Origin of the sequence: Pedobacter sp. CG_S7, from assembly GCF_040544395.1 — a bacterium.
Classification (GTDB): Bacteria; Bacteroidota; Bacteroidia; order Sphingobacteriales; family Sphingobacteriaceae; genus Pedobacter.
The window spans coordinates 160,334-174,033 of record NZ_JBEONS010000003.1 but is presented as its reverse complement, the minus strand read 5'-3'; the positions used below and the strand labels follow the sequence as shown (position 1 = coordinate 174,033).

Here is a 13,700-nt window from a genome sequence, read left to right as displayed (position 1 = left end):
CCTCCCTCCGGATTCCCCGGTAATGGTGGTAATAATAATAATAATGGTTGAATACAGGTTATACATTACTTAATTTATAGACTAACTATGCTGGGCATAAAGTAAAGTTATATTTTTCTAAATACCAAATGATTGTTAAAAAATATTAATTCGATACCTTTACCACTTCATATGCAAGGATTAGTAATTAAATCAACAGGAAGCTGGTATCAGGTACATGCAAAGGATGGACAAGATTATGACTGCAGAATTAAAGGGAAGTTCCGGATACAGGGAATTCAAACCACAAACCCTATTGCGGTAGGAGACCAGGTGGAGTTTGATTTGGAACCCAATGCAAATACTGGAGTTATACATCAGCTAAAAGAAAGAAAAAATTACATTATTCGTAAATCAATCAACTTATCCAAACAGGCGCAAATCATTGCCGCTAATTTGGATCAGGCCTTTCTTATCGTTACCCTCGCTTCACCAAGAACATCTTTAGGCTTTATTGACAGGTTTTTAGTCACTTCTGAAGCTTATCGCATCCCAACAATGCTTATTTTCAATAAGTTGGATCTGTTTTCAATTGAAGGTCTAGAAATCCTAGCCGACTATAAAAGTATTTATGAGAAAATAGGCTATCCATGTTATGAAGTTTCCGCCATAAAAGGAACTAATATGGCTCAAATAGAAGCGCTTTTAAAAAACAAAAAGACACTTTTCGCTGGGCATTCTGGAGTCGGAAAATCTAGTCTGATCAATGCCTTATTACCGGGACAGGACATTAGGACAGGAATCATTTCTGAATCAAGCGATAAGGGCCAGCATACCACTACTTTCGCCGAAATGCATACCCTACCCTTTGGCGGTTATTTAATTGATTCACCTGGAATCCGGGAATTAGGCATCTTTGACATCCGACCAGAAGAGCTTGGTCACTATTTCGTTGAAATGCGCGCATTAATGAATCAATGTAGGTTTAATAATTGCAGACATATTAACGAACCAGGCTGCGCCGTTATTAAAGCCGTAGAAGAAGGCGCGATAGCACTCAGCAGGTATGAAAGCTATTTGAGCATTTACCACGGAAACGAAACCAGGGCATAAAAAGTATAAGATTACATGAGAGCAGTTATCCAGAGAGTAACACAGGCAAGCTGCCTAGTTGAAGAAAAGATTACCGGTGCAATTGACCAGGGTTTATTAGTCTTAATTGGAATAGAAGATGCCGATTCTTCCGAAGATTTGGACTGGTTAGCACAGAAAATTTCGGGCTTGCGTATATTTAGTGATGAAAAGGGTTTAATGAATAAATCCCTGGCAGACATTAACGGGAATATTTTATTGATTAGTCAGTTTACTCTTTTTGGCACAACGAAAAAAGGCAACAGGCCAGGTTTTACACGCGCAGCCAGAGCAGATAAGGCCATACCAATGTATGAAAGTATGGTAAAAAAACTTTCTCTCCTGATTCAAAAGGAAATCCAAACAGGCATTTTTGGTGCCGACATGAAAATAAGCCTGTTAAATGATGGACCAGTAACAATCATCATTGACACTAAAAACAAGGAATAATGACCATTAAAGAAGCACAGGAAAACGTAGACCAATGGATTACCTCTACAGGTGTCCGCTACTTTAACGAATTGACTAATACCGCAATTTTAATGGAAGAAGTTGGCGAAGTAGCCAGGATCATGTCCAGAAAATACGGCGAACAATCGTTTAAAAAAAGTGATGAAGCTGTAGACCTCGGTGAAGAAATGGCAGATGTATTGTTTGTTTTGATTTGCCTTGCCAACCAAACCGGTATAGATTTAACGACTGCTTTAGCAGATAAAATGACTAAAAACAGCATCCGCGATGCCGATAGACACCAGAATAACGATAAACTAAAATAAAGATCCTAACAAGAAGTCTATTTGGAATGTGAAAACTTATCAAAAGCCGCATTCACCTGATTGTCAGGAAGATTAACACCAGAACTAATTAGCACTTTATACCTGAAAACTACAGACTTACCTGCTTTCAGCTCATAAGCTAAGACTTCCTTACCTTTGCTAAATTCCTTCTGTCCGAGTGGATTTGCAGCATATAATCCATAACCACGAGCATGCCAATAGCTAGGATAACCAACATTTTTAGGATGATCAAGTATCACTAATGAAATCAATTCATCTCCAATTTTTCCATTCAAATTCATCCATTTTGCCCGGGTAGCCCAAACATCATCCCCCTCAATCCCTTTGCTACTTCGGTATTTACCTGTTACCCCTTCATTACTCAATTTGGCTACGTCAGTAGCTATCCCCTTTGCATCTGTAAATTTCTCTGGTTTATCTGAGGGATGTTCCAACTCCCGTGCAACACGAATACCCAATAAACCTTCTTTATTATCTTTAAATGAGACATCTTCTTTTAAACTAGTCAATTTAGTAATCAATTCAATAGCAAGGCCTTCGCTATTTTTTGTAAATATATATTTTGCATCTTGCTTTATAAGGCTTGTGCCATCTGGCTTCTGCCAGTCCATGGTTACCTCTAAAACTGCTTTATCATCATCAGCAGTCATTTTATTCACCGCAATGTGCTTAATCGTACCATATTCATTTTTCTTTTCAGCAGGTATCGCAGTAGAATTATTCCAGAAGTCTAATCCATTAACATCACCATAGTTAAACCACATACCTACATGATGAGGATGATCAACACGCTCTCCTGCCCGCGGAATTAAAGGCCAGCCCCGCGTAACAAGAGTTCCTTTTGAAGTTCGCAATGGATATAATACAGGTTTCATTAATTCATCAGGGTAGATGTAGGAAGTAAAAGGTTTACCATCCACTGTAATATCAACTCTTTTCTCCGCCTTATTTTCTGTAATCGTAAATCGTTTCTCTTTTTTAAAACTACTCAGCGTGAATCCACCTAATAACATTAATGACCCTAACAGCAGGAATACACCTAACCTTAAATACCTTTTAACCATTGCTTTCTATTTAAAATAAAAAATTTATTAATGAAACCATTATCAGCTTATAAAAATCAATAAAAGCTAAAGGCCCGCATGCTATACGGGCCTTTAAAATAGGGAAATAAATTTAGTAATAGCCAATAGAAGCTATTTTTTATTTATTTAAAGAATTAATCCATGCAGCAATTTTTAATCCATCTCCTTTAGATACCTGAGGCATAGGAGGCATTTCAGTAGAATATCCAGGCCAGTTCTCCGGTTTAGGGTTATGAATCAACTGCAGAATTTTTTCATCTGCGTATTTGCGTTTAGCAACATCAATAAAAGAAGGCCCGATTTGTCTTTTTGTAGTACTATGACAAGCCAGACAGGTATTATTTGCCAACAGTCCTTTAACTTCTGCATAAGTTGGTGCTTTGGTTACTGCAGCAGTATTTTTCCCTTTACTAGCTACGGCTTTTTTTGTTGAAGCAGTCGTCTTTCCTTTCGCATTCATCTTTTTTGTTGCCACAGCTTTTGGTGTAACATCCCCGAAAAATTCTTTTGAAGAATCTTTGGTGCTCAACTCATTAGCAGCCAACTTTGTGCCATCAGGAATATTATTTAAAGTATAGTAAGCAATTGGATGAACAAGCGAATAGAAATTCTGTTTTTCACGAACACCATTAACAGTAATAGTATGAATATAGTATTTACGCAGGTTATCTACTACGATCCTTGCCCTTAAGCCATCCGGTGAAACTTTAACTCCTTTAATCTTTAGGCGTTCTTTATTTACCGGTGGCGAACCATAAACAGGTTGATATTTATAGATAAAGCTTTCCACATCGTAAGAAGCGATATCCTGAGCTGACTTTAGATCAACGGGAAGGGTAAATTCAATTTCAAAACCATCAGGCATTGCCCTGACGGCTTTCATTTCAAAAGGCATCTTGTTATTATAAACCAAGCGCTCTAAACCTTCATTCGCATCACCTGCCGATCCCCAGCCTCTGTTAGTTTCCCCAACAAATAAGGAACCATCAGTGGCCCAGGCCAATCTTAAAACTCCTGAACGGAAACCACTACGAAACAGGAATGAAGCGCCTTGTTCTTCACCGTTCACCTTTTCCATAAAAACTCTGGAAATGATACTCATCCCCTGGTCGCCAATAAGAAGCTGACCTTCAAAAGGCCCAAACGTACCTTTTGGTATCTTCACTGGTTCTGAAGTAGAGATTCCTAGTGTTGCATAAGGAAGCCAAACTGCAGGCAATCGAAGTGCGGGAATTTCCTTTTTCATATCAAATAGGGTTTTAAAATTTTCATTAACCCTATTTTCAGGCTTGATATATCTGCCTTGATCATTTTTTATCCTGCGTTCATCAATTTTTGAGTAGAAATCTTCAGCAGTAAATTTTAAAGGTGAGTCAGAGCGCCCTGCCCATCTTAAACTTGCTGGATGCCCCATAAAATCACCTTCATTCACTTTCCATATTGCGCCTGATCCTACCCAATCGCCTTGATTTTCGGTATAGAATAGTTGACCATCAATAACATTCATCCCTGCTGGAGAACGTAATCCAGCTGCCCAAGGTTTCATTTTACCATCTTCTGTAATGTTCATTGCCCAACCGCGCATAGGCACACGACTTTCAGCACGCCACCATTCCTCATTGCCAAAAGCAACATTTGCCGTTACAAAGAATGACCCATTAGGGGCTATTTTAGGACCAAAACTGTATTCATGGTAATGCCCACTTAATGGCCATGCATAAATAGTTTCATAAACATCAGCCTTACCGTCCATATTTTTATCGATCAGTTTCGTCAGCTCACCTCTTTGCGCTACAAAAAAAGCACCATCACGGTAAGCCAAACCCAAAATCTCATGTAGCCCCGTAGCAAACTTGCGGAAATAAGGTCTGCTACTGGTAGGGTTTTCAACAATAAAGACATCACCACGGCGGGTAGAAATCCCTAAATCACCATTTGGCAAAGTTACCAAACCCCCAACTTCCAGCACTATGCCTTCGGGCACTCTCATTTTCATGATTTTGAAGAAATCTTCCTCCTTTGGTGTTTCCTGTGCAAATACGGTAGTAAAACTAAAGCATAAAGCCAGCATTGCCAGCATTTTAAAAGTATATTTCATTAGTAGTATTAGTTTTTTCAAATTTCAAATAGAAAAACATGCGCTATAATGACACATGTTTATGTCCTCATTCAATCTGGATTAAAATAAAATAGAATAGTTTAGCTTATCACGAAGAAGTATTACCAGTTCTTTTCTTCCATTTACCTCCCTGATCACTGGTTTATCTTTTGAATTTTCAAACTTCAAATAAAAGGATTGATCATCAACCAGAAAAAAACCTTTAGAGAGCTCTGTGATATCAACAGCATCAGCTAATAATAAATAAGCATTATCTATGGGTTTATCTAAAGAAATCTCCCTACTTAGTCCTTGCCCGTTTTCCAAAGCTTTAATCGCATCGGTAACCAAAGCGCCATAAATATGGTATTTAAACTCCGGACGATCTTCTGTATCCATGATATAACCTTTTGTACGGAACCCAGTTCCAGTGGTATCTGTTAACCATGCCGATTGTGAGTTAGCTAATTTTGTTATGGAAGGAACCGGTTTTTTAGTAAATGGAGTTAAACTTCCACGGGCTTTTGAAGAACCATTGCCTCTTTCATGCCACATCGGAGTAGCATCAATAAACTCGCCACGCCATGCCTGCAAAAGAAGTCCATTGTCCAGGTCATAGCTATAATGAACCTGTTGCGAACTTCCCACAGAGATAGCATGTACTACTCTTTGGTGCTCCGCAACATCTACAAAACTACGGATCATCGTATTTGATGGCGCATCAATATAAATAGGATCTGGATTATTCCCACCTTTCTGACCTCCATTCAACATTTCTAAAGGAAGTGGCGCAATTTTAATATTCCTAAAAGCCACTGCTCCGTGATCTCCTTGCAAGCGCAAAGAACCCAATGCTTTTTCTTTGCTATTAGCACCTCTTGTAGGCCCAAATAGTTCTACATTGTCATGAATGATTACCCCATTAAGATCTACTGTTAAAATACGGGCATTAGAAACTTTATTCCCTGAAGCGTCAAAACGTGGTGCCTGAAATGCTACTTTAAGGTGTTGCCATAAGCCTGGAGCTTTAGCAGTATTCTGCCGTGGTGCATAGCCGCCATAACCTTTTTGCCCCTCGGGCTTTGAATCGTCCCAGCGTTCATAGATTCCGCCATTATTCGATGATAGAGGTATTTTAACTCCCCAGGAATCTTCTAGTTGAATCTCATAAATACCTTGTAAATAAACACCAGAATTGGAACCTTTAGCCATCAGGTAATCCAGCTCCAATAGCATATCACCGTGTTCAGCAATGGTCGATAAGTCGCTTCCATGATTTTTCTTGGTAGGGATGTTGACCAGAACACCCGATCCTTTAGCCGTATTTAATGAATTAGTGGTGTTTAATTCAGCAGTAACCCCGCTGCTTATAAACCAGGTCTTTCCTGGATCTTTGAATGAGGAAAGGTCATTCAGCCCAATCTCTGGCTGTGCTGTAGGTTGTTGAGCAGAAACTAATGCCGAGCTCAGCAGCAAGACGGAAGCCGTTGTTCCTAACTTTAAAAAATTAAATTTCATATGTGCTTATTGGTTACAAAACTTTAAAAATAGGTATTTTAAAATGCCTATTTGTGTTTAACTTATTTTTAATAACGGGAACATGGTAAATTTGTACTAATAATCTTCAAATGAAGTAATAATGTTACTTGTATCCGATTTTACATCCATTCAGATTTCCTTATAACTAAAAAGAGGTTTCTCTTTGGAGAAACCTCTTTTTAGTTATAAGGAAAAAAACTCCTGGTTACAACTCCGCTTTAATTTTTTCAGCAGCTATTTCCAGTTCTTCTTCTGTAGGATTAAGTTTTTCCTGACTGAAATTCATATCACTCACCTTATTCATCGGAATTAAATGAATGTGCACATGCGGAACTTCCAATCCTATTACGGCCACCCCGACCTTAACACAAGGAAAAGCCTTTTTTAAAGCTTGAGCCACAATCTTTGCAAATAAGGTTAGTCCGAAATAACTCTCCTCATCCATATCGAACAGGTAATCAATTTCCTTTTTCGGAATCACCAATACATGACCCATCGTTAAAGGATTTATATCTAAAAAAGCCATAAAATCTATGGTCTCGGCCACTACATGTGCAGGGATTTCTCCACTAACAATTTTCGAAAAGATACTTGCCATCTGTGCTGTTTAAAAGTTAATTACCTGCTAATTTCTAAAACTTCAAATTCTATTTTTCCCGCAGGAACCTCAATTTCTGTTTTATCTCCTACAGATTTCCCGAGCAAACCCTGGGCAATGGGCGATTTTACCGATATTTTACCCGTTTTCATATCCGCCTCCGACTCTGCCACTAACTGGTAAGTCATGGTTGCACCATTCTTAATATTCTTTATTTTTACTATAGACAAAGCCAATACTTTGGTAGAATCTAATTTAGATTCATCAATTAATCTTGCAGTCGAAAGGGTATTCGATAATTTTGATATTTTTGCTTCATGCAAACCTTGTGCTTCTTTAGCTGCATCATATTCTGCATTCTCAGAAAGATCACCCTTATCCCTTGCTTCCGCAATAGCTTTAGAAATGAGCTGTCTACCGGTTGTTTTTAGATAATGTATCTCTTTCTTAAGTTTATCTAAACCCTCTTCCGTATAATACGTAACTTCTGTCATGGCTCAATTATTTTTTTAATACTTTTATTTCTACTCCGTACCTATTTCCACAGGCTTCTCTAAAATACAAACAAGACCATACCGGCATAAAGCCCATATAGTCTTGCATCCAATTATAACGAAGATAATAGGGAATAATTACAAATGCAAATATTTAATTACATATTACCCAGCTTATCCGCTAATACTTCTGATATTTTACGATATGAATCAAAGGTCCAGCCGCCAACATGTGGCGTTAAAAGCACCTTCTCACAACCAATCAGTTCTTTATACCAATCTTGTTCTGCCAATGCAGGAAACTTTTCTACCTCCAACACATCTAAACCAGCGCCTAAAACCCTGCCATCATCAATGGCCGCTAACAGTGCTGTGGTATTTAAAATTTCGCCACGGGCAGTATTGAGGAGAAAAAACGGCTTCTTAAAATGAAACAGGTATTCCCTATCCACCATTTGCCTCGTTTCAGCGGTAAGGGGAACATGCAGACTGAGCACATCACTGTTCCTCACAATTTCTTCCATACTCACTTCCTGAGCAAAAGCATCAGAAAAACCTGTTTTATATTTATCATAGGCAATTACCTTTACCTCAAAACCAGAAAGTTTCTTAGCAAAACTTTTTCCCATAAAACCATAACCGATAATGCCTACCGTTTTGCCTTTCAACTCAAAACCACGGTTACCTTCCCGGTACCAGATTCTCTTTCTAATTTCGGCATCTGCTCTATTAAAGTTATTCATTAAGGAAAGCAGCATACCCACAGCATGTTCACCAACGGCATCCCGATTCCCTTCAGGAGCATTCAATAGCTTTATATTCTTTAATGAGGCATGCTTCACGTCAATATTGTCCAGTCCGGCTCCTGCTCTTGCTACAAATTTTAATTGATGAGCAGCATCCATAAACTCCTGGTCAATCCTGAATTTTGTACGAACAGCAATACCTTCATAATTGGCAATAACCGATAGGGCTTCCTCACGACTAATTAAAGGCTGGTCATCCACAACATAACCTAATGCTGCTGCTCTTTCTTTAAAAACAGGATGCAGGTCGTCAACTATTAATATTTTTGGGCTCTTCATTTAAAGGTGTTTTTATGATTCAGCAATAGTATTCAAATGTGTTAAATGTTGGGTCAGCGCAATAAAGTCAGCAACACTGAGCTGCTCTGCACGTTTATCAAAAAATGGATGATCATCCATTCTGTCTTTAGAAATGGTGCCCGACAGCGCATTTCTTAATGTTTTCCTTCTTTGGTTAAAGCCACCTTTAACGGTGCGCCAAAAAAGCTTTTCATCACATGGCAATGCTACAGTATTATTTCTGCTCAGCCTGATTACACCAGAATTCACTTTTGGCGGAGGATTAAAAGTTCCTGGTTTTACAGAAAACAAATATTCAATATCATAGTAAGCCTGAATCAATACACTCAGAATCCCATAATCTTTGGTTCCCGATTTAGAAGCACAGCGTTCTGCAACTTCCTTTTGGAACATACCCACCATTTCAACAACCTGACCACGGTGTTCCAAAATTTTAAATAAAATCTGTGAAGAAATATTATAAGGAAAGTTGCCAATGATGGCGAATTTACCTGGAAATATAGTAGTTAAATCAAGCTTTAAAAAATCTCCATTTATAAGTCTATTTCCCAATTGGGGGTATTTACCTTGCAGAAAACGATAAGACTCCACATCAATATCAATCATATAGGTTTCCAAATCCTGACGTTGCAATAATAAATCAGATAGAATACCCATTCCAGGCCCAACTTCCAATACTTGTTTATACTGATCTGTATGTATCAGCCCGTTAACAATTTTTGCTGCAATGTTTTTATCTGTTAAAAAATGTTGTCCTAAATGTTTCTTTGCCCTTACCAAACTCATGCTTTCCTGATCTAAGCACGCAAAATAAGCAAAGTTTTAACAGTATCGGACTAACAATATTGTTAAAATCTTGTAATTTGCGCTAAATTCTAAGTTGAGCATGAGCAATAAAGTAAAAATAGGGATTAGCATTGGTGATGTTAATGGAATTGGTTTAGAAGTTATTCTTAAGACTTTAGCCAACAACAGTATTCTGGACTATTGCACCCCTATTGTATATGGGCACACGAAAGTGGCTTCTTACCATAGGAAAGCATTAGGTCTAACTGATTTTAATTTTAACGTCATTAATAGCGCAAGTTTGGCCAATCCTAAAAAAGCCAACCTGATTAATTGCTGGGAAGAAGATGTAAAAATTGAGCTAGGTATCTCTACAGAAATTGGCGGAAAATACGCCTTATTATCTCTGGAAAAGGCTACAGAAGATTTAATCAGCGGAGAAATAGATGCCCTGGTTACTGCACCTATCAATAAATTTAACATACAATCAGAAACTTTTAAATTTCCGGGCCATACCGAATATCTTCAAGAACGCAGTGGCAGTTCAGATGTTTTGATGTTCCTTATCAGTGAAGACCTAAAGGTTGGCGTGGTAACGGGCCACATTCCATTAAAAGATGTTGCCGGCACGATTACAAAAGACATGATCGTTAAGAAATTAAAACTGATCAATGAAAGCCTTAAAAAAGATTTCTGGATAGAAAAACCTAAAATCGCCATATTGGGATTAAACCCACATGCTGGCGATAACGGCTTATTGGGCAGTGAAGAAGCCGATATTATTATCCCTGCCATTCAGGAGGCTTTTGATAAAGGAATCATCTGTTTCGGCCCCTACCCAGCCGACGGTTTTTTTGGCAATAACACTTATAAACAATTTGATGCAGTATTAGCGATGTACCATGACCAAGGCTTGATACCCTTTAAATCAATTGCTTTTAGTACAGGCGTAAATTATACCGCAGGCTTAAAAGTAGTGCGCACCTCTCCTGATCATGGAACGGGATATGACATTGCCGGAAAAAACGTTGCAGACCCCACTTCATTTATAGAAGCTATTTTTGCAGCCACCCACATCGTAAAAAACAGAAGAGAACAGGAAAGTTTATTGAGCACTCAATTAAGGTCTGGGGGCAAAATAATAGAAACAGCATCTGATGTTAAGGATGACGCAAATTAAGTGGCCAAACATTTTATAAAAATGATTTTATTTATGTCAAATTAATTCATACATTTGCGGGCTAAAATTTGGTTACAATTGAGAGCTTTAAAACAATTTTCGATCCCCTTTACTGGCTTAAAAATTGGCAAACATGAATTCGAGTTTGACCTTGATAACAGCTTTTTTGGTGCTTTTGAGTACTCTTCAATTAAAGAAGGTACTTTAAAGGCGACAGTTGAGCTCGATAAGCAAGAAACAATGTTAATTTTACAAATCCAGATTTTGGGTACCGTAAAATTAGATTGCGATAAATGTTTGGCAGAATTTAATGCTAAGATTGATATTAAAGATCGACAAATTGTTAAGTTTGCCGACGATGATACAGAAAGCGATGATCTGGAGATTATTGTAATAAATAAAAAAGAAAGTAATATCGATCTCGCTGGAATTTTTTACGAATTCATTAGTGTATCGGTACCTTTTATTAAAGTCTGTGAAGAGAATGGTGAAGGCCAGCAATGCGATAAAGAAATGATCGCAAGGTTGGAAAACCTGAGTACAGGCACAGCACATGAAGAAGAAAAGAACGATGAAGACCCAAGGTGGGCAGCATTAAAAAAATTAAAATAATAATTAAACAAATCAGTAATGGCACATCCTAAACGTAAGATTTCTAAAAGTAGAAGAGACAAAAGAAGAACACACTATAAAGCAGAAGCTCCTTCTTTGGCTACTTGCCAAACAACAGGTGCAATACATATTCCTCACCGTGCCTACAATGTTGATGGTAACTTGTACTACAATGGTAAATTAGTTATCGAAAACACCTCTATAGGTTAATATCCTTGAAAAATAGTTTGTGTTTTGCTTGTGTTTAAGTTTAACTTAGGCATTCAAAAAAAATGCACATTAATGCTCTCTACACAAACTGATTTTTTACTATGAAAATAGGTCTCGATATAATGGGCGGAGATTATGCTCCCAAAGCTAACGTTTTGGGAGCAATAGCTGCTCATCAAATACTATCGCCTGGAGAACACCTTGTTCTGATTGGCGATACTCAGCAGATTAAACCTTTACTTTCCGAACAAGGGTTCGACCCTGATCATTTTGAATACTTTCATACGGAGGAAGTAATAGGCATGGGTGACCATCCCACGAAGTCGATCGCTCAAAAGCCAAATTCCAGTATATCAATAGGTTTTGACTTACTTAAACACGGTAAGATTGATTCTTTTGCCAGCGCAGGTAATTCTGGCGCTATGCTTGTTGGAGCTGTATTAAGTGTAAAAACCTGCACCAATATCCTTAGACCTTGCATAACTAGCATTGTACCTAAATTGGATGGAGGCATTGGTGTCATGCTGGATGTAGGTGCCAACGCCGATTGTAAGCCTGATTTTTTACTCCAGTTTGGTATTTTAGGAAGTTTATATTCAGAAACAGTAATGCAGGTCAAAAACCCTAAAGTAGCATTGATGAATTTGGGCGAAGAAGATAAAAAAGGCAATGTATTAAGCATGGCTGCTTTTTCCTTAATGAAAGAATGTAAACAGATCAATTTTGTTGGCAATATTGAAGGAAGGGATCTTTTTAATAAAAAGGCTGATGTCATTGTTTGTGATGGTTTTACAGGAAACATTATGCTAAAGCTTGCAGAATCTTTTTACGTGCTCACTATAAAAAAAGGATTTAAAGATGAGTTCTTCGATCGCTTTAATTACGAAAACTACGGCGGCAGCCCTGTTCTTGGTGTAAATGCCCCAGTAATTATTGGTCATGGAATTTCCAGTCCTCTTGCGGTCAAAAACATGATCATGCAGTCACGAGAAATGATTACTACAGGCCTTGTAGCTAAAATACAGGCCGCTTTTAAATAAAATAAAAATGAGTAAAGTCCGCGCCGCAATTACTGCGGTTCATGGTTACGTTCCTGAATATGTTTTAACTAATCAGGAACTGGAATCAATCGTTGAAACCACAGATGAATGGATAACCTCCAGAACGGGTATCAAGGAACGTAGAATATTAAAAGGTGAAGGACTTGGCACCTCAGATATGGCAGTACATGCTGTAAATGGCTTACTTAAAAAGCGTGGTATTTCTGCCGAAGAAATTGAACTCATTATTTTTTGCACTACCACACCCGATCAGCAGTTTCCCGCCACGGCAAATATTTTAGCCGATAAGATCGGCGCTATCAATGCATGGGGTTATGATTTACAGGCTGCATGTTCAGGTTTTATATTCGGGCTCACCACAGCATCACAATTCATTGAATCTGGCAAGCACAAAAAAGTTTTAGTGGTGGGTGGAGATAAAATGTCTTCCATTATCAATTATGAAGACCGCACTACCTGCATCATTTTTGGCGACGGTTGCGGTGCCGTACTTTTAGAACCCAATGAAGAAGAAAATGGCATCATAGATTCCATCCTTCGCACAGATGGTTCTGGCAGAAACTACCTTAACATAAAGTCTGGAGGCTCTGTCAGTCCAGCATCTCATCAAACTATAGATAACCACGAGCATTTTGTACACCAGGAAGGCCAGGCAGTTTTCAAATTTGCGGTAACAAACATGGCTAATGTGGCCAAAGAAATCATGGACCGCAATCAATTAACGGCAAATGATATCGCCTGGCTGGTGCCACATCAGGCAAATAAAAGAATCATTGACGCAACAGCTTCCCGAATGGGACTGGGCCAAGAAAAGGTCATGATCAATATTGAAAAATATGGAAATACCACTAATGGAACCATCCCACTTTGTATTTGGGAATGGGAAAATCAGCTTAAAAAAGGTGACACACTTATATTAGCAGCTTTTGGAGGTGGATTTACCTGGGGTTCTATTTACTTAAAATGGGCATATTAATTTTACAAAAAAATAATCTTAACTTAGTATTATCTAAAGATATACATC

The 13,700-nt window shown here is 38.2% G+C and carries 15 protein-coding genes; 8 read left to right on the top strand and 7 right to left on the bottom strand.

What is annotated here, in order from left to right:
- Window positions 1–171: 171 nt before the first annotated feature.
- The 3 genes from rsgA to AAKU52_RS03670 are packed head-to-tail and all read left to right on the top strand — an operon-like array spanning window position 172 to window position 1,886.
- Complete coding sequence (rsgA, locus tag AAKU52_RS03680) at window positions 172–1,092, top strand: ribosome small subunit-dependent GTPase A (RefSeq protein WP_354330358.1); 921 nt, start codon at window positions 172–174, stop codon at window positions 1,090–1,092.
- A gap of 15 nt (window positions 1,093–1,107) precedes the next feature.
- The gene (gene dtd / locus AAKU52_RS03675; RefSeq protein WP_354330356.1) at window positions 1,108–1,560 is read left to right on the top strand and encodes a D-aminoacyl-tRNA deacylase; all 453 of its coding nucleotides are present in this window, start codon (window positions 1,108–1,110) and stop codon (window positions 1,558–1,560) included.
- On the top strand, window positions 1,560–1,886 hold the full coding sequence (locus AAKU52_RS03670; protein ID WP_354330354.1) for a nucleotide pyrophosphohydrolase: 327 nt from the start codon (window positions 1,560–1,562) through the stop codon (window positions 1,884–1,886). Before dtd ends, AAKU52_RS03670 begins: the two co-directional genes overlap by 1 nt.
- A 17-nt stretch (window positions 1,887–1,903) precedes the next feature.
- Here AAKU52_RS03670 and AAKU52_RS03665 read toward each other — a convergent pair whose 3' ends face one another.
- From AAKU52_RS03665 to rsmA, 7 genes are all read right to left on the bottom strand, one after another.
- The gene (locus tag AAKU52_RS03665) at window positions 1,904–2,971 is read right to left on the bottom strand and encodes a DUF6807 domain-containing protein (protein WP_354330352.1); all 1,068 of its coding nucleotides are present in this window, start codon (window positions 2,969–2,971) and stop codon (window positions 1,904–1,906) included.
- Between the two features lie 139 nt (window positions 2,972–3,110).
- A complete protein-coding gene (locus AAKU52_RS03660) occupies window positions 3,111–5,090 on the bottom strand; it encodes a c-type cytochrome (RefSeq protein ID WP_354330350.1) in 1,980 nt (659 codons plus the stop codon).
- Window positions 5,091–5,171: 81 nt separating this feature from the next.
- The gene (locus AAKU52_RS03655; RefSeq protein ID WP_354330348.1) at window positions 5,172–6,608 is read right to left on the bottom strand and encodes a 3-keto-disaccharide hydrolase; all 1,437 of its coding nucleotides are present in this window, start codon (window positions 6,606–6,608) and stop codon (window positions 5,172–5,174) included.
- A gap of 226 nt (window positions 6,609–6,834) precedes the next feature.
- Window positions 6,835–7,227: an HIT family protein gene (locus AAKU52_RS03650; protein WP_354330346.1), complete on the bottom strand. Its 393-nt coding sequence runs from the start codon at window positions 7,225–7,227 to the stop codon at window positions 6,835–6,837.
- A gap of 20 nt (window positions 7,228–7,247) precedes the next feature.
- Complete coding sequence (gene greA, locus AAKU52_RS03645) at window positions 7,248–7,721, bottom strand: transcription elongation factor GreA (RefSeq protein WP_354330344.1); 474 nt, start codon at window positions 7,719–7,721, stop codon at window positions 7,248–7,250.
- Between the two features lie 158 nt (window positions 7,722–7,879).
- Window positions 7,880–8,806 (bottom strand): 2-hydroxyacid dehydrogenase, encoded by a 927-nt coding sequence (locus tag AAKU52_RS03640; RefSeq protein ID WP_354330341.1) that lies wholly within the window; start codon window positions 8,804–8,806, stop codon window positions 7,880–7,882.
- A 12-nt stretch (window positions 8,807–8,818) separates the two neighbouring features.
- On the bottom strand, window positions 8,819–9,613 hold the full coding sequence (rsmA, locus tag AAKU52_RS03635) for a 16S rRNA (adenine(1518)-N(6)/adenine(1519)-N(6))-dimethyltransferase RsmA (RefSeq protein WP_354330339.1): 795 nt from the start codon (window positions 9,611–9,613) through the stop codon (window positions 8,819–8,821).
- A 100-nt stretch (window positions 9,614–9,713) separates the two neighbouring features.
- On the opposite strand from rsmA, the gene pdxA reads away from it, so the two are divergent.
- The 5 genes from pdxA (at window position 9,714) to AAKU52_RS03610 (ending at window position 13,652) form a co-directional block, all read left to right on the top strand.
- A complete protein-coding gene (gene pdxA, locus AAKU52_RS03630) occupies window positions 9,714–10,793 on the top strand; it encodes a 4-hydroxythreonine-4-phosphate dehydrogenase PdxA (RefSeq protein WP_354330337.1) in 1,080 nt (359 codons plus the stop codon).
- A 78-nt stretch (window positions 10,794–10,871) separates the two neighbouring features.
- The gene (locus AAKU52_RS03625; RefSeq protein ID WP_354330335.1) at window positions 10,872–11,405 is read left to right on the top strand and encodes a YceD family protein; all 534 of its coding nucleotides are present in this window, start codon (window positions 10,872–10,874) and stop codon (window positions 11,403–11,405) included.
- 18 nt (window positions 11,406–11,423) lie between these two features.
- Window positions 11,424–11,615, top strand: coding sequence for a 50S ribosomal protein L32 (gene rpmF / locus AAKU52_RS03620; protein WP_084288924.1), 192 nt, complete (start codon window positions 11,424–11,426; stop codon window positions 11,613–11,615).
- 101 nt (window positions 11,616–11,716) lie between these two features.
- Entirely contained in the window at window positions 11,717–12,655 is a 939-nt protein-coding gene (gene plsX, locus AAKU52_RS03615; RefSeq protein ID WP_354330332.1) for a phosphate acyltransferase PlsX, read from the top strand.
- 7 nt (window positions 12,656–12,662) lie between these two features.
- A complete protein-coding gene (locus tag AAKU52_RS03610) occupies window positions 12,663–13,652 on the top strand; it encodes a beta-ketoacyl-ACP synthase III (protein WP_354330329.1) in 990 nt (329 codons plus the stop codon).
- Window positions 13,653–13,700 lie beyond the last annotated feature (48 nt).